Genomic DNA, 18,683 nt, shown 5'->3' with positions numbered 1-18,683 from the left:
GCTGTCCGTCTCTGCCCATGGAGGCTTGCGTAAGTCCGGCACATCGTCGGCAGCTGCCTGAGAAGTGGGAAGCCTCGCCCGTGGCGCGTCAGCGCTTAGGGCGGGGAGCAGTCACTAATAGGGGGCTAACTCACGGCCTGCCACACCAAGTTAATCCCCACTAAGAACATGGCCAGAATGACTAAGCGGTAAAACAGCTTTTCATTGACGCGACTCTGTAGCCAGAGGCCGTTACGCACCCCGATCCAAGCAACGGGCACAAGCAGCAGCGAGGCCCAGGCGCTGGTCATGTTGACTTCGCCTAGCCACATATACGGGCCTAGTTTGATAGTGTTTACCACCGCGTAGGTCACCGTACAGGTGGCAATAAAGGTCTCTTTCGTGAGCTTGCGCGGCATCAGGTACATGTTCATCGGTGGCGCGCCCGCGTGGGCAATGAAGCTGGTAAAGCCGCACACACTAGAGGCGGGCAGTGCCCAGTAGGTGGAAATGGGTTTTTTCGCCACGGGCTTGAGCAGCATATAGGCCGCAAACACGACCGAGAGAATGCCCAGCACCAGCCGCACGCCCTGCTCGCTCAGGCTGCCAAACAGCAAAGTGCCCACCGTCACTCCAATAAACAGCCCCGGCACAAAGCGCCATACCTCCGCGCTATCGTGCTTACCCCACCACGCTTTGACGGCAAATGCATCCATCACCAGCAATAGCGGCAGCAGCAGCCCGGCTGCCTGGGTCGGGCTAATCGCCAGCGCCATCAACGGCACCGAGAGCGTGCCAAAACCGCCTGCAAAGCCCCCTTTAGAGACGCCGGTGAGGTAGACAGAAAAGATAATCAACAGCCAGGCGATAAGGGAGTAATCGGGGAGCATGGGAGCCTCTCAAAGTGTTCAAAAGCGACCGACATAAAAAAGCCCCGCAGTGGCGGGGCACAACAGCATAGCATTAGATAAAAGTTAGCGGGCGAATAGAAAGGCAGCCGCGCCTTGTCATCACGTTGATCACAAAATAATCAGCGTCGCCAGCCCCAAGAACGATAGAAAGCCAACGACATCCGTAACGGTGGTCAGGATCACCGCGCCGGATAGAGCAGGGTCAATTTGCAGCCTTTTGAGTACCAAGGGGATCAGTACACCAGACATATTGGCGAGGCTCATGTTGATAAAAATCGCCAGCGTGATGACCAGAGTAATGAGCGGGTCGCTAAACCACAGGTAGGAAATACCGCCGACCACCAGCGCCCATACCAAGCCGTTCAGCATGCCCACCCACAGCTCTTTGTTGTAGAGCCACTGCTTGTTGTTACCGGCGATTTGCCCAAGCGCTAAGCCGCGAATGACCACCGTTAGCGTCTGGCTGCCAGCAATCCCGCCCATGCTAGCGACCACCGGCATGAGGATAGCGAGCGCTACAATTTGATCCAGCACCGCTTCAAACTGACCGATCACAAAGGCGGCTAGAAAGGCGGTTAATAGGTTGATACCAAGCCAAATGCCGCGGCTCTTGGCACTGCGCAAAATCGGGGTGAACACTTCCTCTTCGTCGCTCACGCCGGACATGTGTTTCAAGGTCATGTCGGCATCGTCTTGGGTAATTTCCAGTACGTCGGCGGCGTTCAGCTGGCCTACCAGTAGCCCGTCGCTGTTACACACCGGCACGAAGGGCAGCTCCTTGGAGCGCAGCAGGGCGGCGGCTTCGCTGACTTTCATCTGGTCGTTGAGCGTGTAGGGAGCATCGTCCATGAACTCGTCCACGGTGCTCTCCTGGGGCTGTTTGACCAAGTCGATCAGCGTCAGGGTGCCCAGCAGGCGCTTGTCCTTGTCGGTGATCATGATCTGCTGAGAGTCATCGTCCAGCAGGTGGTGAATACGGATGTAACGCTGCACGGCTTCCAGCGACACGCCCTGCTTCACATTGACCGTTTCCGGGTCCATGTAGCGGCCAACCATGTCCTCTTCATAGGTATAGAGGTTCTCGACCTGGGCGCGGATCTCCTGGTCTAGACTGGCGTAGACGGTGGTTTTGATCTCTTCGTCAGCAACATCGAGAACTTCGGCGACTTCCTGGGCATCCAGGCCCTTAACAATTTGCTCAACGTCGCTGGCGGTCAGGTCTTCGATGTAGTCGGCACGGATGTCTTCATCGACTTCGGCCAGCACCTCGCCGAGCATCGTTTCTGGAATGTACTCCCACAGCAAATCACGGGTTTTGGCGGGAAAAGACTCAAGAGTGCGCGCAATCGCTAAAATATCGAGCTCATTAAACAGCTCGTTTAAGGCGGCTGTATCTTCTTCGTCTAGTAACTTTTGAAGATAGAGCAGCTGCTCCTCGGTGTTGGTGTATTTCTCTTCATCGCGCATAGAGTCCATCCTTTGGGGAATTAATTTTTAACACAACTACTTGAAAGCGCTTGATGGCTCACTATGAATCTTAGCGATAGCCTGGGTTGAAAGCCATGCAGGCTTATTGACCGGCATAATTAAGGAGAGCGTAGTGACGCATGGTGGCTGATGAGCTTATCCGCAGCATTATTCATATAGCGCCTGCCATCGAGCCGTCATTAAAAAGTCGCTTACCCGTCATACATATTTCATTTTGCGCTACTAGCCTCTTCAAAAAACCGTTATGACCATGTCCATGACTACGAGGGGCTCCATGAGCAAGGAAATCGAAGATCACCGCTTGTTTAACCACAGCCATAACCAGCCATTTGCCGAGGTACTGGCTCAGCACGTCTCCCGGCGCGACGTAATGCGGGGCGGCCTGGGGTTGGCGGCTGCTTCTATGCTGGGGTTTGGCGGTGCGGCTCAAGCACTCGCAGGCGAACAGGCGAAGACGCCACTAACCCTCGCGTTTGAAGCGGTGCGAGGTTCTCGTACCGACGCCATCGTTGTGCCGGAAGGATACGTAGCCCAGGTGTTAGTGCCCTGGGGCACGCCATTGCAAGTAGGCCAAGAGTGGCAGGCCGACCAGCCCATGACGCCCGAGCGCCAAGCGATGAGCGTGGGCATGCATCACGACGGCATGGCCGGTTTTGCCCTGGATGCGGATAACGCCTCGCGCCGTTTAGTGCTGGCGCTAAACAACGAGTACATCGACCAAGCAGCGCTGTGGGCACCCCAAGGTGGGCCGACCAATGCCGAAGCGGGCGCGCGCCCAGCGGACGAGTCACGCACTGAAATCAACGCCCATGGCGTGACGATCGTCGAAGTAGAGAAAGACGCCAGCGGCCAGTGGTCTCACGTTGCCAACTCCCCCTATAACCGCCGCTTCACCAGCGCCACGGTGATGGATCTCGCCGGCCCCGTGGCGGGTAGCGACTACGTAAAAACCCAGTTCTCCCCTGACGGCACGCAAACCCGCGGCACCAACAACAACTGCGGTAACGGCGTGACGCCCTGGGGCACCTATATCGCCTGTGAAGAGAACTGGCCCGATATCTTCGTCAACCGTGGCGAGCGCTTCCAAGATGATGCGCGCATCGGTATTCCTACGGATAAAAGCCGCTATGGCTGGGATACCTCAGCGGGCGACGCCACCGAGCAGAACGGTGAGTTTGCGCGCTTTGACATCACTCCACGCGGTGAGCGTGCCGAAGATGACTACCGCAACGAGGCACGTACCTTCGGCTACCAGGTAGAAGTCGACCCTTACAGCGGTGCTCGTGCGGTGAAGCGTACGGCGCTGGGGCGTTTTCGTCATGAAGGGTGCTGGCTGGGCAAATTAGAAGCGGGCAAGCCCATCGTTTACTATTCAGGCCACGATGCCCGTAACGAGTATGTCTATAAGTACGTCTCTGATGCCGCCTGGGATCCCGCCGATGCCAACCGCCCCGGCGCAGAGTACGACCGCCTCGCCATTGGCAGTAAATATATGGATAACGGCACGCTCTACGTGGCGCGCTTCCATGCTGATGGCAGTGGCGAGTGGCTGCCACTCACACCGAGCGCCAAGACCCAGGATGGTCGCACGCTGGCCGCCGCACTTGGCCTGGCCGAGAACGACTTGGCAGGCATCATCATCAACACCTGCGATGCCGCCGACCTGCTGGGCGCCACGCCGATGGACCGTCCCGAGTGGGCCACGGTAGACCCGGCCTCGGGTGAGGTGTATCTAACGCTCACCAATAACACCCAGCGCAGTGAAGAGGGCACCGATGCCACCTTCACCAACGACGGCAGCGATCTTACCCAGCCGGGCGTTGGCTTCGCTACCGCCCCTGCGAACGCCGCTAACCCGCGTGCCAATAACGAGGCCGGGCACGTGATTCGTTGGCGGGAGAGCCGCTTGCCCAACGCCTTCACCTGGGAGGTGTTTGTGTTTGGCGCAGCCGCCGATGACGCGGATAACCACTCCGGGCTAAACGAGATGAACCAGTTTGCCAGCCCCGATGGCCTGTGGTTCGACGAGCGTGAAGACGGCCAAGGCATTCTCTGGATTCAGACCGACAACGGCTATGAAGGCGTTACCGAGCACACCAACGACCAGCTATTGGCCGTGGTGCCCCAGGGGTTAGAGGATATTCGCGGTACAGGGCCGGTGATCAACAGCAGCAACCAGCAGCAGCTCAAACGCTTTGCGGTGGGCCCGAACGGCTGTGAAGTTACCGGCATCTTTGCCACGCCAGATAAAACCGCGCTGTTCATCAACATCCAGCACCCCGGCAACTGGCCAGCGGATGCTAGTGCGTTGGTGCAAGACGCCACTGCGGCGGCGAGTGGTCAAGTACGCCCGCGTGCGGCTACCGTGGTGATTCAGAAGCGTGATGGTGGGCCGGTGGGGGTGTAAGACTGATTAGGGGCAGTGTTGTTAGACACTGCCCGCTTAAGCCTTGCATGCTTAAGTGCTCCCCCCCACTTGTAGCGTAAACCCCACGTCGTGCTGGCGGCGGTAGACGTTTTTGCCGCTTAGGCGCCGTATAAGTTCTTTGGCGGCTAAGCGGCCCATCTCTTCTCTAGGTGAGAGAATGGTGGTGAGCTGAGGAGTGACATGCTGGCCTAGTGGCAGTCCATTGAATCCTGCAATTGCAATGTCATTCGGCACACTAAGGCCTTGTCGTTGCGCGGCTAGTAGGGCTCCCGCTGCGAGGTCATCGTTGGCAAAATGAATGGCCTGTGTATGGGGGTAGTGAGTCAACACCTGTGTCAAGCTATCCGCACCTGCTTGTAGACTGCCCAGCGTGTCGAGTTCTATTAAAGGTGTCTCTATTTTGTTTGATTGAAGCATCTCTTGATGACCTTCATAGCGCATGCCAGCGCGGTAGTCTTGAGCCATTCTTGCCCCGACATAAACGATGTGGCGATAGCCTTTATCGACTAAGTGTTTCGCCATGCAGCGTCCCGCTGCGACGTGGTCTAGCCCAACATTCAAGTCCATACCTTGGCCCAGCTCCATCACTTCCATAATGGGATGCTCCCAATTGTTCAGAAGCGTCTGGCAAGCTTGATTATGGCGTAGCCCAGCGGTAATCAGCGCCGAGCATGACCAGCCTAAGAACGTGCGCACTAACTGATATTCGCGGTCTAGATCGTAGTCGGTGTTGCCCAGCAGTATTTGATACCCCTCTGCCTCTAAGGTCTCTTGAAGGCCTTTGATAACTTCAACAAATACCGTGTTGATCAGAGAAGGCACGATGACGGCAATCAGTTTAGAGCGCGAAGAGGCGAGGCTGCCCGCCACGAGGTTGGGCACATAGCCTAGCTGCTCAACCGCTTTCAGTACGCTATTACGCGTGCGCTCGCTGACTTTTTCAGGATGATTAAGCGCTCGAGAAGCAGTGATCGGTGAGACGCCCGCAGCTTCAGCCACTTGGCTGAGCGTCACTTGATCTGAGCGACGACGCTGCTTAGCAGCATGCGAAAAGTCTCTAGACATTGGTCGAACGCCCCTATTGTTCAGCTTGTGATGACGAAAAGAATAATCTAAAAGGAATGGTAGCGCTATCATGACAGCGCTACCATTCAATGATAAAAGCTTCGAGCAGCTTTGCTAAACGTGGCTGCTAAAAACAACAGTGAGGTAGCGGCAGGTGAGTCAAGATCAACAGCAATCCCAGCAAGTCGGCGTGATTGGCTTAGGCGCCATGGGTATGGGCACTGCCACTGCGCTACTGAGCAAAGGTTTTCAGGTCACCGGCTGTGACATTGCCAGCGGTGCACGCGAAGTATTCAGCGCTGCTGGCGGTAATAGTGTCGCAACGCCCGCCGAGCTCGCCCACTGTGACGTTGTGTTGGTGATTGTTGTGAATGGCCAACAGGCTGAAGAGGTGCTTTTCGGGGCACAGGGCGTGGTTGCCCACCTAGCGCCGGGTAGCGTGATCTTGCAATGCGCCACCGTGGCACCCAGCCAAGCTAAGCAGCTAGGCGAGCGCCTTTCTGCGGCGGGGTTGTGGATGCTGGATGCGCCCATTAGCGGTGGCGCTGCCAAGGCTAAAAGCGGTGATTTATCGGTAATGGCCTCTGGTCAGCCGGAAGTGTTCAACAAAGCGCAGCGGGTATTAGATGCCATGGCGGCCAAAGTGTATCGCTTAGGCGATACACCAGGGGTAGGTTCCAGTATGAAGCTGGTGAATCAACTGCTGGCGGGCGTGCATATTGCAACTGCGGCCGAGGCGATGGCGCTGGGTATTCGTATGGGACTCGACCCCGAGGTGATTTATGAGGTGATTACCCATTCGGCGGGTAACTCCTGGATGTTTGAGAATCGCGTGCCGCATATCTTGAGCGGTGATTACACGCCGCTGTCAGCGGTCGATATCTTCGTCAAAGACCTCAATATTGTTCATCAAACAGGTCGCGAGCTTTCACTCGCAACACCGGTGGCTGCCAGCGCGTTGCAGCAATTTACTGCGGCCAGCGGCGCAGGCTTTGGGCGGGAAGATGACTCAGCGGTGATTAAGGTTTATCAGCGCTTATCGGGCATTGCGTTGCCAGAAGCGGCCAACGATGCCGAGGGAGCGAAGTAATGAGCCATCAGGGAATCGTGTTGGGCGCTATCGCCGACGACTTTACCGGAGCCACTGATCTCGCCAATAACTTGGTGCGTGGCGGCATGCGCTGCCTACAGGTGATTGGCGTGCCGCAAGAAGCGGTGGACTTGCACGATGTCGATGCGGTCGTTGTCGCGCTCAAGTCCCGCTCCTGCCCAGTGCAAGACGCCGTGACCGATTCTCTGGCAGCACTTGAGTGGCTACGCGAGCAGGGCGCTCTCCAGCTGTTCTTTAAGTACTGTTCCACCTTTGATTCCACTGACGAAGGCAACATTGGCCCCGTGGCCGATGCCTTGCTGGAACGGCTTCATGCCCATCAAACGGTGATGGTACCTGCGTTTCCCATTAATGGCCGCACGGTGTACCAAGGCCACCTGTTTGTTGGTGACCGTTTGCTGAACGACAGCGGCATGCAGCACCACCCGCTCAACCCCATGCAGGATGCTGATTTGGTCCGTGTGCTCTCCCGCCAAACGCCACACCCGGTGGGCTTGGCCAACCGGGCCGTACTCGCCAAAGGGACAGAGGCAACCCGCTCTCATCTGTCGACGCTCGCCGAGCAAGGCGTACGCCATGTGATCTGCGATAGCTTGGATGAGCAGGATTTGGACGTGCTGTCCGAGGCCACGGCGACAATGGTGCTTGTCACCGGCGGCTCTGGCCTGGGGCAAGCGCTGCCCGCTCAGTACCGCGCACTGGGTTGGCTGGAAGACATTGCAGAGCCAGGGCGTTTAGCGCCTGCTACTGGCGGGGCTTTGGTACTGTCAGGTAGCTGTTCACGGGCCACGCTAGCGCAAGTGGCGGATTTCGTGGCCAAGCATCCTGACGGCGGTTTCGCGCTTGACCCGCTGGCGCTGGCAGAGGGAGAGCAGCAACACCAGCAGGCGCTTGCGTTTGCGCGGCAGCGGCTATCCGACAACGCGCCGGTATTAATTTACGCCTCCGCCGATCCAGAAAAAGTGAAAAACGCGCAAGCCTCGCTCGGCGTGGAGCGAGCAGGGCACCTTGTTGAAGAGGCATTAAGCCAGTTGGCGGTAACGTTAGTGCAGGAAGGCGTGGGCCGGTTATTGGTAGCGGGCGGCGAAACCTCCGGTGCAGTGGTCTCCGCGTTAGGCGTGACGACCCTGCGCATCGGTGAGCAGATCGACCCCGGCGTGCCCTGGACCCAAGCTCCTCTGCCTGGGCATGATGCGCCGTTGTCGCTGGCGCTCAAGTCCGGCAACTTTGGCGGCGTGGATTTCTTTACCCGTGCGTTTGAGGTGCTGGCATGAGCGTGCACCTGCGTCACCATGACCATAACAGTCTTCGTGAGCAGATCAGTACGCTCGGCAAATCGCTGTTCGACCGTGGCCTCACCATGGGCTCCAGCGGCAACATCAGCGTGCGGTTAGACGATGGCGGCTGGCTGATGACGCCCACCAACGCCTGCCTAGGGCGGCTGGACCCCGCGCGTATTGCCCATCTGGACCCGCACGGCCAACTGCTCAGTGGCGATAAACCTACCAAAGAGCAGTTTTTACACATGGCTATGTACGCCGAGCGCCCGCAGTCCGGTGCCATTGTGCATCTTCACTCCACTCATTCGGTGGCGGTGTCGTGTTTGCCGGGGGTAGACCCCTGCGACTGTATTCCGCCACTCACTGCCTACTACGTCATGCGGGTGGGCAAGTTACCGCTGGTGCCTTATCACATTCCTGGCGACCCCCAGCTGGGTGAAGCAGTGCGGGGCCTGGCGGGCAAGCATAGCGCGGTACTGCTGGCCAACCACGGCCCAGTGGTAGCAGGCAAAAATCTAGAAGCGGCGGTGTATGCCACCGAAGAGCTGGAAGAGACCGCCAAGCTTTACCTGCTGCTGCGGGGCGAGAACCCGCGAGGGCTGACGCCAGAGCAGGTCGCCGAACTGGAAGCGTGTTTTCCACGCGACTAGCGACGCACTGAACAAAGCACTTAATAACGCCCATAACGACAAGAGCGCCCCATGATTCGATTAGCCGCCAACCTCAGCATGCTGTTTAACGAACACGCCTTTATCGACCGCTTTGCCGCTGCTGCAGAGGCCGGCTTTAAAGGGGTGGAGTATCTATTCCCCTATGCGTTTGCTGCGAGTGACTTGCAGCACGCGTTGAAAGAGGCCCAGTTGGAGCAGGTACTGTTTAATCTGCCGCCGGGGGATTGGGAAGCCGGGGAGCGTGGTCTTGCCAGCCTACCAGGGCGGGAATCGGAGTTTCGTGATTCGGTCACCGCAGCGCTGAGCTATGCCGAGGCCCTTAACTGCCCGCGGGTTCATGCCATGGCAGGGCTTTTGCCTGACAACGCGGATGCCGCGATCCAAGCAGAGCATCACACCACCTATATTAGTAACCTACGTTTTGCGGCGAACGAGGCGGCAAAAGTAGGCAAAGATGTCCTGATTGAGCCGATAAATACCCGTGATATGCCCGGCTTTTTTCTTTCCCGCCAAACGCAGGCCATGGCTGTGCTTGACGAGGTGGGCGCCAAAAACCTCAAACTTCAGTTTGACCTGTACCACTGCCAAATCATGGATGGTGACTTAATTCGTCACCTAGAGCGTCAGTTTAACGCTATTGGCCATATTCAAATCGCCGGCGTGCCTGATCGTAACGAGCCTAATGTGGGCGAAGTGCATTACCCCGCTATTTTTGAACGCTTAAGCGCGCTGGGGTATCGCGGTTGGGTAGGGTGTGAATACCACCCCAAAACGGCTACACGAGCGGGGCTAGGATGGGGAGCGCCGTGGGGATTAATCACGCATTAAGCAGCTTGTTCTGGCCAGCGCCAGTCGCACATACGTTCACTAATACAAAAACAACGCAACATTAGGAATCGCATCATGCACATTGCCATTACCGGTGCCGCTGGCTTTTTGGGCCAGCGCCTCGCGCAGCAGTTGATCCAGCGTGGTGAGCTGCGTCAGCAATCGATCACGCAGCTAACGCTGATTGACCAAGTAGAAGCGCCGTCGCCCTCAGCAGGCACGATTACTGTGGTGTCGCGAGCAGTGGATATTACTCAGCCGCACGCATTAGACGAGGTGTTAGATCAGCGCCCTGACGTGATTTATCACTTGGCGGCCGTGGTCAGCTCTGCCGCAGAAGCCGATTTAGAACTCGGTATGCGTGTCAATTTTGATGCTACGCGGTCATTGCTAGAAGGCTGTCGTGCCCGTGGCATGTACGACACGCGCTTCATTATGGCTAGCTCCGTGGCGGCCTATGGCGGCGCACTGCCTGATGTGCTTGACGACATGACCGCCCTGCATCCGCAGAACTCTTACGGTGCCCAAAAGGCCATGTGCGAACTGCTCATCAATGATTACAGCCGTCGTGGCGAGATTGATGGCTTGGTGCTTCGCTTGCCCACCATCGTGATCCGCCCCGGCCGTCCAAATGCCGCGGCCTCCAGCTTTGCCTCCAGCATTTTGCGTGAGCCGCTCAATGGTGAAGAGGCCATCTGCCCTGTGCCCACCACCCTTGAAATGTTTGTGATGTCGCCGGGCAAAGTGGTCGATGCGCTGGAGCATGGTGCCCAGGTACCTCGTGAAGCACTCGCACCGTTTCGCGCGTTTATGCTGCCGGGCATTACGGTGAGCGTCGCCGCTATGCTTGAAGCGCTTCGCACGGCGGCCGGGGAGCAGGCCCTAGCGCTCGTTAAACATGCACCCGACCCGCGTATCGAAGCCATTGTCGCCAGTTGGCCCGCCCGCTTTGAAACTGCAAAAGCGAGTCAGCTTGGCTTTGTCGGCGACGATGACTTTACCCAAATCATCGATAGCTTTATGGCTGAGCAGCACCCATGAACGGCTATTGCCCATCTGATTCACCCCACTGCCGATAGGGCAGAACGCCACAAGGAGACGCCAACGCCTCCTTCACTACTCACCCTCACAACAACATAAAGAGGGATTTATCATGACCAAGCGCTTCACTCGACATGCACTCGTGACTGCTATCAGCGCCCTGGCGACGGCCAGCATTGCACTGCACGCTCAGGCAGCCACGGATATCAGTTTGGGGCACACGCTCTCTTCCACCTCTCACTACTCGGTAGGTGCCGAGGCGTTTAAAGAGACACTAGAACGTCTATCCGACGGAGCCTTTACGGTCACTGAGCACGCCTCCGGCTCTCTCGGTGGCGAGCGAGAAATGATCGAAGGCCTGCAGATTGGCACCGTGGATGTGGTGATTACCTCTAGCGGCCCACTGGGTAACTTTGTGCCGGAAACCTACGTGCTGGATTTGCCGTTCCTGTTTGAAAACTACGACCAAGCCCGCTGTGTGCTGGACAGCGAGATCGGTGACGAGCTGCTGGCGAAGATGAGCGATCATGGCTTGGTCGGTATGGCGTGGTCAGAAAACGGTTTCCGTCACCTCACTAACAGTCAGCGTGAAATTGCTAGCCCAGCGGATGCGGAAGGGTTACGGGTCCGCACCATGGAGAACGCAGTACACCAAGAAGCGTTCCGCCAAATGGGCGTACGACCAACACCGATGGCGTTCCCGGAGCTATTCACCGCGCTTCAACAAGGCACGGTCGATGGCCAGGAAAACCCGATTACGGTCATTGTAGCCACCAACTTCTGGGAAGTGCAGGACTACCTTTCCCTGACCGGGCACGTTTACTCACCGGCCATCGTACTGGGCTCACCGATCTTGCTAGATGGCCTCAGCGAAGAGGAGCGTGACTGGTTTATGCAGGCCGCAGCAGCTTCGGTAGACGCCACTCGCGAAGAAGTATCGCGCCTTGAGCGGGAAGGGGTTGCGCTGTTGGAAGCCAATGGGATGACAGTAAGAACAGAGATCGACCCTGCTCCTTTCCAGCAGGCAGTAGAACCCGCCTACGAAATTTTCACCTCACAGTATGGTAGCGACATGCTAGAACGCATCCGTGAAAAAGCGGGCAACTGTTAAGCACTTCCTTCACTGCGGTCTCTGGCGATGCCAGAGACCGCCTAGGCACGGTGACCTTTTATGCTAGCGGTATTGCTTCGTTTAGAGCATCAGTTAACCCGTATTGCCCTGATGATTGCTATGTTGATGTTGGTCATATCGGTCACGCTCAGCTTCTATCAGGTGCTTACGCGATTTTTGTTTAATGCGCCCTCTACCTGGACCGAGGTGGCATCTAGAACGTCCATGATTTGGTGTGTGTTTATGGCCGCTGCCGCTACGTTTCGTGGTGGCTATATGATGGCGGTTGAGGTCATCTATAAATGGATGCCTGCGCGTCTGCTCATGATGCTGGAAATGGCGATTGTGCTGTGCTGCCTATTGGTATTGGGCGTGTTAGTGCACTACGGCATTCAAATGACGCTGCGAGTGAATAGCCAGGTGATGTCGGGCATGAACATTTCCATGTCCTGGGCCTATGCCGCGATTCCCATGGGTGCTAGCTTTGCGATGGTGTCAGTGATCGCCCGTTTAGCCGCGCAGCTCAGTGGCCGCGAGAAAGTAGGGCCAGAAAACAGCGAAGTGCTGACCGATGAGCCAACGTCCACCCATGCGTCGCGTTCCAAAGAAGGAGCGTCCTCATGAATATGGTGATTGGACTATCGCTGATCGTGCTCTTTACCTTTGGCGTGCCGATTGCGATCTCTATCGTGCTCGCTTCTATTATTGGCATCGAGTTCTTTACGCGCCTGCCATTATTACTTGTTCCACAGCAGATGTTTATTGGTATCGATAAGTTTCCGCTGATGGCGATACCGTTCTTTATTCTGGCGGGTAATTTAATGGCCGCCGGGGGCATTTCACAACGCTTGGTGGACCTTGCAAAATCCATCGTTGGGCGCGTGCAAGGCGGCCTTGCCATGTCCTGCGTCTTAACGTGCATGATGTTTGCCGCGGTGTCCGGCTCCAGCGTGGCCACAACCTTTGCCATTGGTGCCATTCTGATTCCAGCCATGGTTAAGCACGGCTATCCCAAACCGCTAGCGGCCTCTATTCAGGCGTCATCGGCGGAACTGGGCGTGCTGATTCCCCCTTCTATTCCGCTGATTCTGTATGGCGTGAGTACCGATACCTCCATTGGGCAGCTGTTTCTGGCAGGTATTGGGCCCGGCATTTTGATTGGTATGGCGCTTATCATCTTTCTTTACCTGTTCTGTAAAGTGCGTGGCTACGGTAAAGATGATTACAAAGACAGCACCGGTTTTATGATTTCGCTTAAGCGTGCCTGGGTGGCGCTGCTGATGCCGGTGGTGGTGATCGGCGGTATTTACGGAGGGATTTTTACCCCCACTGAAGCGTCGGCCGTGGCGGTGTTTTTCGCACTCATTGTGGGCGCGTTCTATTACCGCGAATTAAAGCTTGCTGACCTAGGGCCTATCTTGCGCCAAAGCGTGATCTCAACGGCGGCGGTGATGTTGATTATTGCATCGGCCGCGCTGTTTAGCTTTTTGTTAAGCCGCACAGGTTTACCGGCACAAATTGCCACGTTGGTCACCAACACCATTGAAAGCCCGATGATGTTTTTGCTGGTTGTGAATGCACTGCTGCTAATTGTCGGCATGTTCATTGAAACATCGGCCGCGATTTTAGTTCTGGCCCCGATACTCACGCCGATCGCGATTCAGTTTGGTATCCATCCTGTCCATTTTGGCTTGGTAATGGTGGTCAACTTAGCGCTGGGCATGATTACGCCGCCTCTTGGGGTGAATCTTTTTGCGGCTTGCGCTGTTGCCAAAATCTCCATTGATCAAATGCTGCCGTGGCTGGTGCGCTTTGTGCTAGTAGTGCTGGCGTGTTTGATGGCGATTACTTATATGCCTTGGATTTCAATGGGATTAGTGAATATCTTCTACGGATAGAAAAGACATTACATTTAATAAAGATAATAAAGGAGTGATAAATGTCACATTTAATGACCTTTCCACCGCAGCAGGCACTGATTGGTGGAGAGTGGATAAAGACGACGGCTACGTTACAGGTAGAGGCCCCTGCCACTGGAGAGCCATTGGCGCGCATTGCACGTAGCCAAGTGGAGGAGGTAAATGCAGCAGTAAAAGCAGCACGGCTGGCCTTTTCCGGACAGTTAGGCGAGTGGGCTCATTGGTCTGCTCGTAAGCGCAGCGAATGGCTGTTGCGCTTTGCCGATGTGATCGAGGCACATCATGAACAGCTAGCACAGCTCGAGTGCGCCGATACCGGTAAGCCCATGACCCAAGCCAAAGGGGATATATCCGCCTGTGCACGCTATTTTCGCTTTTATGGTGGGGCGGCGGACAAGATTCACGGTGAGACCATTCCCTTTGAAACCGACTTCGCGGTAATGACACTGCGCGAGCCTTACGGTGTGTGTGCCCAAATTATTCCTTGGAACTATCCCTCTCAAATTTTCGGGCGCTGCGTGGCGGCTGGACTCGCCGCAGGTAACACTATCGTGCTTAAGCCCGCCGAAGATGCCTGCCTGAGCGTGCTGCGCATGTCGGAACTGGCGGTACAGCATGGGTTGCCCCCTGGTGCACTCAATGTAGTGCCGGGGCTAGGGTTTGAAGCGGGCGCGGCGCTGGCTGCCCATCCTCAGATTGACCACCTCTCCTTTACCGGCTCACCTGAAACCGGCACACATGTTGCCCAAGCGGCCGCGCAGCACCATGTGCCGGTCACGTTGGAGCTAGGTGGGAAATCGCCTCAACTCGTGTTTGCCGATGCAGATTTGGAGGAAGCGCTGTCTGCGGTGGTACGTGGGATTATCCAGAATGCTGGTCAGACCTGTTCCGCAGGTAGCCGTCTGCTAGTACAGCGTGAAATCGCTGATAACGTAATTGATAATCTATGCAAGCGCTTTAACGCCCTGCGCTGTGATACCGGTGAAGCCGATGCCGACTGTGGTCCATTAATCAACGCGCGCCAAAAAGCTAAGCTGGAAGAACGTTTGTCGGCGGCCAAAGCCGATGGCATTCGCGTCGCGGCTATAGGAAAACTAACGTCGAGCGTACCATCCGGAGGCCATTTCGTGCTGCCTCAACTGTTGACCGATATTCCGGATGGGCATGAAGTGCTTCGGGAGGAGCTGTTTGGCCCCGTGCTGGTGGTGCAGGTGTTCGAGGATGAAGCCGAAGCGCTTGCACTCGCTAATGCCACCGATTTTGGCCTGTGTGCCGGTATTTGGACTCGCGACGGCGGACGTCAGCTACGCTTGGCAAAAGGTATCCGCAGTGGCCAAGTGTTCATCAATAACTACGGAGCTGCCGGTGGCGTAGAGCTTCCCTTTGGTGGTGTTGGACGTTCAGGACATGGTCGGGAAAAGGGCTTTGAAGGGCTGAGAAGCTATACACGTATCAAGACTATCGCTATCAAGCACGGCTAGCACGGACATCTACGTAAAAGGAGTTATTATAATGACAACATCTCGCCAAATAGGCGTCGTCGGCGTAGGCCTGATGGGCCACGGGATCGCCAGCAGCCTGCTACGTGCTGGCTATCAGGTATGTTTTCTTGAACACCCAGGTAATCAGCCAGTGGATGATCTAGTGGCCGCTGGCGCCAGTGCGCTGAGTTCTGGTCGGGAGGTGGCACAGAGCGCAGAGGTGGTGATTCTGTGCGTTACTGGCTCGCCTCAAGTAGAAGCCGTGTTGTTTGAACCCAATGGCGTATTAGAAGGGCTAGTCCCTGGCAGTGTTATCGTAGATTGCTCCACTGCTCTACCTAGTTCGACAGAAAAAGTCGCTGTCAGAGTCACGGAGGCAGGCGGACGCTTTATGGATGCCGCCATGACACGCACGCCTAAAGAAGCAGCAGAAGGGCGGCTTAACTTGATTGTTGGCGCGCCAAAGGCGCTGTTCGATGAAATGCTGCCTCTGCTGCAGGGTTTTGCCGAAAATATTGCCTATGCAGGCGAAGTTGGTGCGGGACACACTCTTAAGCTGTTGCACAATTTTGTTTCGCTGGGCTTTTCTGCGGTATTGGCGGAAGCCACTGCCGCTTCACGTAAAGCAGGCATCAGTGATAATGCTTTGCTTGATGTGCTTGGTGCAGGCGGCGGTGGGGGGGTCGTGCTTGAGCGGTTGCGCCCTTATATTGCTGACAATGACCCTTCTGGATTCAGGTTTACGATTGCCAATGCAAGCAAGGATCTCGGTTACTACCACACAATGACCCACGACTTAGCTGTGGAAGGTGGTATTGCCAAAGTCGTTCGAGATTTATACCAATCGGTGGAAGATCAGCAACTATCAATACCTGAACTAATCGGCGTATTAGAACGCCGATAGCCTGAGCATCAACGTCGGCCATACGCCATTAAAAACACGTCTACAGCGCTGGTGATCTGGCGCTTTAGCTCGTCATCCGTGGGCGGTGGGCGTACGCCCATACGGACTTCTTTGGTCAGCATCCCCTGCCACATGCTGCAGAGTTGATCAGCGGCTAGAGCGGGGGCGGGCAGGGTGAGGTGGCCTGCGCTGGCCAGTCCTTCCAGTTTTTCCCGCAGCCACTGGCTAATAGCCCAGGGGCCTGCCTCAAAAAAAGCCTGTAACAGCTTGGGGTGCTGCTCGCCCTGCTGACTCATCACCCGTTCGACCGCCAATACATGGGGCTCCAGTAAAAAGCGCACCATGCCGATGCCTACTTCAATGAGCGACTGGCGTACCGCGTCGTGGGTGTCGGGGAGCTGTTCCAACCCTTGCCGAATCGTCGCGGTTTCCCGCCGAATCACGCTGCCAAACAGCGCTTCCTTAGACGTGAAGTGCCCATACACCGTTACTTTGGAAACGCCTGCCTCCCGCGCAACGGCCTCCATGGTGACGGCCTCCAAGCCATTACGGAAAAACAGGCACGCCGCAGCGTCCATCATCGCATTACGTTTGGCCATATCTTTAGGGCGGCCCGCGCTGCGTTTTTGGTCAGATGACGGCGGTTGAGCGTCTGTCATGCAATTAACCTCTGCCCAAGCATAAATAATTATTGAACGGTGGCGTACACATATTATAGTGAACGTTATCGTTCAAGAATAAATCATTTGAGGCCAACATGGGCACGTTAAACACTTCCTGGGGGCATCGGCTGCGCGGCATGCTGGCGGCACTGCTGATGATAGGCGCTACCGTTGTGGTAATACTCCTGCTAACCAGCCAGCACAGTAGTGCCCAGCAGGCACGCCAGCAGGGGGCAGATAACGCTTTATTACAGGTGGCAACCATTCCGCTTGCCGAGGCAGATGCGTTGAGGCGGGAAGTGCGCTTAACCGGTCGGGTGGTGGCGCGCCAGTCGGTGTCGTTGGCTTTTGAACCAGCGGGGCGGGTGGAAGCCGTACTGGCCGAGCGCGGAGATGCGGTTGAACAAGGGGAGGTGCTCGCCCGTCTGGATACCCGCCGCTTGGAGAGCCGTTTAGCCGAAGTGGCGGCGCGCAGCGAAGAAGCCCGTGCCAGCTTGGCCCTTGCCCAGCGCCAGGAAGAACGCGAAGCGCAGCTCAATCAGAGTAACTTTGCTAGCCGCACGGCGCTGGACCAAGCCCGCACCGACCGCTTAACCCTGCAAGCGCGACTCGCTGCCCTAGCGGCCGAGCGCGATAGTCTCACGGCTGACTTAGAAGACAGCACCCTAAAAGCCCCCTTCGCTGGGCGGGTGGTAGAGCGCCATATTGATGTGGGCAGCTTGATGAGCAGCGGCACGGCGGCTTTCGATATCGTGGATACCCGCCACTTAGAAGCGCACCTTGGCTTGCCAGCCCGGCTAGCGGCGACGTTCACCATGGGGGAGTCTGTGACGCTGCACGTAAATGGCCAGCCAATTACGGGTGAGGTACTCGCTCGCCTGCCCCAGGTGGATAGCGACAGCCGCACGCAAACACTGGTGGTGGCGCTGACAAGTAACAGCCGCGCGGTGCCTGGTGATTTGGCCGAGTTGAACTACTCAATTACCGAGCCCGCTAGCGGTTACTGGGTACCACTATCTGCACTACGTGCCGCCGACCGCGGGTTGTGGAACGTACTGGTTGCCGAACCTCAGGAAAATGAGCGCTACCGTGTGGCACAGGCGAGCGTAGAGCTGCTGCATACTGAAGGCGACGACGCCTTTGTGCGCGGCACGTTGGCCCCCGGTATGCGATTAATTAGCAGTGGCACTCACCGCATCACGCCTGGGCAGCAGGTCACGCTCAGTGAGGAAGTGGCCCATGCAGCGCATTGAGTGGTTGTTTAATCGCCGCCTGCTGGCGCTGTCGCTTGGCTTGCTCATTGTCGCGGGGCTATCGGCTATCCAGACCCTTCCCAGGGCGGAAGACCCACACCTTGTCGCGCGGATTGCCACCGTGCTGGCACCGTACCCAGGGGCGACTCCCGAACAAATCGAAGCCTTGGTCGCGCGTCCTATCGAACAGGAGCTACGCACCATTGGTGACTGCTCCCCGCCCTACGCGCTGACGCGCCACGGGCGAGGCTTCCCACTTCTCAGGCAGCTGCCGACGATGTGCCGGACTTACGCAAGCCTCCATGGGCAGAGACGGACAGCCCTTCCGCCTTCAGCTCGATAATGCCTTGATGCTTGATGTTCAGCGCCGCGTTGATGTCCCGGTCGTGCTGTGTGTGGCAGGCGGGGCACTCCCACGACCGGACGTTCAACGGCATGGCGTCCATCTTGTGCTGGCAGACATGGCAGGTCTTGGAGCTGGCAAACCACGGGTCAATCTTGACCAGATGCTTGCCCTGCTCCCTGGCCTTGTAGTCCAGCTTGGTCATCAA

Annotated in this window: 17 protein-coding genes; 12 read left to right on the top strand and 5 right to left on the bottom strand. The window is 56.8% G+C overall.

The genetic code is table 11. The annotated features are described in order from the left end of the window. Positions 1–125: 125 nt before the first annotated feature. Together BMY49_RS15090 and mgtE are read right to left on the bottom strand one after the other, a co-directional pair. A complete protein-coding gene (locus BMY49_RS15090) occupies positions 126–869 on the bottom strand; it encodes a sulfite exporter TauE/SafE family protein (RefSeq protein WP_054641033.1) in 744 nt (247 codons plus the stop codon). Between the two features lie 129 nt (positions 870–998). Next, the gene (gene mgtE, locus BMY49_RS15085; protein WP_044630171.1) at positions 999–2,357 is read right to left on the bottom strand and encodes a magnesium transporter; all 1,359 of its coding nucleotides are present in this window, start codon (positions 2,355–2,357) and stop codon (positions 999–1,001) included. 295 nt (positions 2,358–2,652) lie between these two features. On the opposite strand from mgtE, the gene BMY49_RS15080 reads away from it, so the two are divergent. Beyond that, on the top strand, positions 2,653–4,785 hold the full coding sequence (locus BMY49_RS15080) for a PhoX family protein (protein ID WP_089675945.1): 2,133 nt from the start codon (positions 2,653–2,655) through the stop codon (positions 4,783–4,785). A 51-nt stretch (positions 4,786–4,836) separates the two neighbouring features. Here BMY49_RS15080 and BMY49_RS15075 read toward each other — a convergent pair whose 3' ends face one another. Further along, a complete protein-coding gene (locus BMY49_RS15075) occupies positions 4,837–5,871 on the bottom strand; it encodes a LacI family DNA-binding transcriptional regulator (protein ID WP_054641031.1) in 1,035 nt (344 codons plus the stop codon). 154 nt (positions 5,872–6,025) lie between these two features. On the opposite strand from BMY49_RS15075, the gene ltnD reads away from it, so the two are divergent. From ltnD to BMY49_RS15025, 10 genes are all read left to right on the top strand, one after another. Then, a complete protein-coding gene (ltnD, locus tag BMY49_RS15070; RefSeq protein WP_074211416.1) occupies positions 6,026–6,961 on the top strand; it encodes an L-threonate dehydrogenase in 936 nt (311 codons plus the stop codon). Beyond that, positions 6,961–8,256, top strand: a complete 1,296-nt coding sequence (gene otnK, locus BMY49_RS15065; protein ID WP_054645048.1) for a 3-oxo-tetronate kinase — start codon at positions 6,961–6,963, stop codon at positions 8,254–8,256. Before ltnD ends, otnK begins: the two co-directional genes overlap by 1 nt. After that, positions 8,253–8,912 carry a 3-oxo-tetronate 4-phosphate decarboxylase gene (gene otnC, locus BMY49_RS15060; protein WP_089675944.1) on the top strand — a complete coding sequence of 220 codons (660 nt, stop codon included), beginning with the start codon at positions 8,253–8,255 and terminating at the stop codon, positions 8,910–8,912. The genes otnK and otnC overlap by 4 nt, the downstream gene beginning before the upstream one ends. Positions 8,913–8,963: 51 nt before the next feature. After that, positions 8,964–9,761 (top strand): 2-oxo-tetronate isomerase, encoded by a 798-nt coding sequence (gene otnI, locus BMY49_RS15055; protein ID WP_054645050.1) that lies wholly within the window; start codon positions 8,964–8,966, stop codon positions 9,759–9,761. A 75-nt stretch (positions 9,762–9,836) separates the two neighbouring features. Beyond that, the gene (denD, locus tag BMY49_RS15050; protein ID WP_089675943.1) at positions 9,837–10,802 is read left to right on the top strand and encodes a D-erythronate dehydrogenase; all 966 of its coding nucleotides are present in this window, start codon (positions 9,837–9,839) and stop codon (positions 10,800–10,802) included. Between the two features lie 112 nt (positions 10,803–10,914). Further along, the gene (locus BMY49_RS15045) at positions 10,915–11,913 is read left to right on the top strand and encodes a TRAP transporter substrate-binding protein (RefSeq protein WP_054641030.1); all 999 of its coding nucleotides are present in this window, start codon (positions 10,915–10,917) and stop codon (positions 11,911–11,913) included. A gap of 60 nt (positions 11,914–11,973) precedes the next feature. After that, positions 11,974–12,537, top strand: a complete 564-nt coding sequence (locus BMY49_RS15040; RefSeq protein ID WP_054645051.1) for a TRAP transporter small permease — start codon at positions 11,974–11,976, stop codon at positions 12,535–12,537. Further along, on the top strand, positions 12,534–13,811 hold the full coding sequence (locus tag BMY49_RS15035) for a TRAP transporter large permease (RefSeq protein ID WP_054641029.1): 1,278 nt from the start codon (positions 12,534–12,536) through the stop codon (positions 13,809–13,811). The genes BMY49_RS15040 and BMY49_RS15035 overlap by 4 nt, the downstream gene beginning before the upstream one ends. Positions 13,812–13,852: 41 nt before the next feature. Next, entirely contained in the window at positions 13,853–15,313 is a 1,461-nt protein-coding gene (locus tag BMY49_RS15030) for an aldehyde dehydrogenase family protein (RefSeq protein ID WP_074211418.1), read from the top strand. 31 nt (positions 15,314–15,344) lie between these two features. Beyond that, complete coding sequence (locus BMY49_RS15025) at positions 15,345–16,217, top strand: NAD(P)-dependent oxidoreductase (RefSeq protein ID WP_089675942.1); 873 nt, start codon at positions 15,345–15,347, stop codon at positions 16,215–16,217. 8 nt (positions 16,218–16,225) lie between these two features. Here BMY49_RS15025 and BMY49_RS15020 read toward each other — a convergent pair whose 3' ends face one another. Further along, positions 16,226–16,876: a TetR/AcrR family transcriptional regulator gene (locus BMY49_RS15020; RefSeq protein WP_054645052.1), complete on the bottom strand. Its 651-nt coding sequence runs from the start codon at positions 16,874–16,876 to the stop codon at positions 16,226–16,228. 98 nt (positions 16,877–16,974) lie between these two features. Between BMY49_RS15020 and BMY49_RS15015 the strand changes: the two genes are divergently transcribed. Further along, a complete protein-coding gene (locus tag BMY49_RS15015) occupies positions 16,975–18,132 on the top strand; it encodes an efflux RND transporter periplasmic adaptor subunit (RefSeq protein WP_054641028.1) in 1,158 nt (385 codons plus the stop codon). 260 nt (positions 18,133–18,392) lie between these two features. Here the strand turns inward: BMY49_RS15015 and BMY49_RS15005 are convergent. Beyond that, positions 18,393–18,683 (bottom strand): zinc ribbon domain-containing protein (locus tag BMY49_RS15005; protein ID WP_143058142.1); only part of this gene is annotated, 291 nt, incomplete at its 5' end.

Origin of the sequence: Vreelandella aquamarina, from assembly GCF_900110265.1 — a bacterium.
In the GTDB taxonomy this organism is placed as follows: domain Bacteria; phylum Pseudomonadota; class Gammaproteobacteria; order Pseudomonadales; family Halomonadaceae; genus Vreelandella; species Vreelandella aquamarina.
Note: the sequence above shows the minus strand (reverse complement) of the source record. Positions and strands in the feature narration are given on the sequence as shown.

Excerpts from the sequence above, each read along its gene's own strand:
- BMY49_RS15045 (WP_054641030.1), top strand. The coding sequence starts at position 10,915 with ATGACCAAGCGCTTCACTCGACATGCACTCGTGACTGCTATCAGCGCC.
- BMY49_RS15030 (WP_074211418.1), top strand. The coding sequence starts at position 13,853 with ATGTCACATTTAATGACCTTTCCACCGCAGCAGGCACTGATTGGTGGA.
- BMY49_RS15075 (WP_054641031.1), bottom strand. The coding sequence starts at position 5,871 with ATGTCTAGAGACTTTTCGCATGCTGCTAAGCAGCGTCGTCGCTCAGAT.
- BMY49_RS15015 (WP_054641028.1), top strand. The coding sequence starts at position 16,975 with ATGGGCACGTTAAACACTTCCTGGGGGCATCGGCTGCGCGGCATGCTG.
- BMY49_RS15080 (WP_089675945.1), top strand. The coding sequence starts at position 2,653 with ATGAGCAAGGAAATCGAAGATCACCGCTTGTTTAACCACAGCCATAAC.
- BMY49_RS15035 (WP_054641029.1), top strand. The coding sequence starts at position 12,534 with ATGAATATGGTGATTGGACTATCGCTGATCGTGCTCTTTACCTTTGGC.
- BMY49_RS15025 (WP_089675942.1), top strand. The coding sequence starts at position 15,345 with ATGACAACATCTCGCCAAATAGGCGTCGTCGGCGTAGGCCTGATGGGC.
- otnC (WP_089675944.1), top strand. The coding sequence starts at position 8,253 with ATGAGCGTGCACCTGCGTCACCATGACCATAACAGTCTTCGTGAGCAG.
- otnI (WP_054645050.1), top strand. The coding sequence starts at position 8,964 with ATGATTCGATTAGCCGCCAACCTCAGCATGCTGTTTAACGAACACGCC.
- mgtE (WP_044630171.1), bottom strand. The coding sequence starts at position 2,357 with ATGCGCGATGAAGAGAAATACACCAACACCGAGGAGCAGCTGCTCTAT.
- BMY49_RS15090 (WP_054641033.1), bottom strand. The coding sequence starts at position 869 with ATGCTCCCCGATTACTCCCTTATCGCCTGGCTGTTGATTATCTTTTCT.
- BMY49_RS15020 (WP_054645052.1), bottom strand. The coding sequence starts at position 16,876 with ATGACAGACGCTCAACCGCCGTCATCTGACCAAAAACGCAGCGCGGGC.
- denD (WP_089675943.1), top strand. The coding sequence starts at position 9,837 with ATGCACATTGCCATTACCGGTGCCGCTGGCTTTTTGGGCCAGCGCCTC.
- BMY49_RS15040 (WP_054645051.1), top strand. The coding sequence starts at position 11,974 with ATGCTAGCGGTATTGCTTCGTTTAGAGCATCAGTTAACCCGTATTGCC.
- otnK (WP_054645048.1), top strand. The coding sequence starts at position 6,961 with ATGAGCCATCAGGGAATCGTGTTGGGCGCTATCGCCGACGACTTTACC.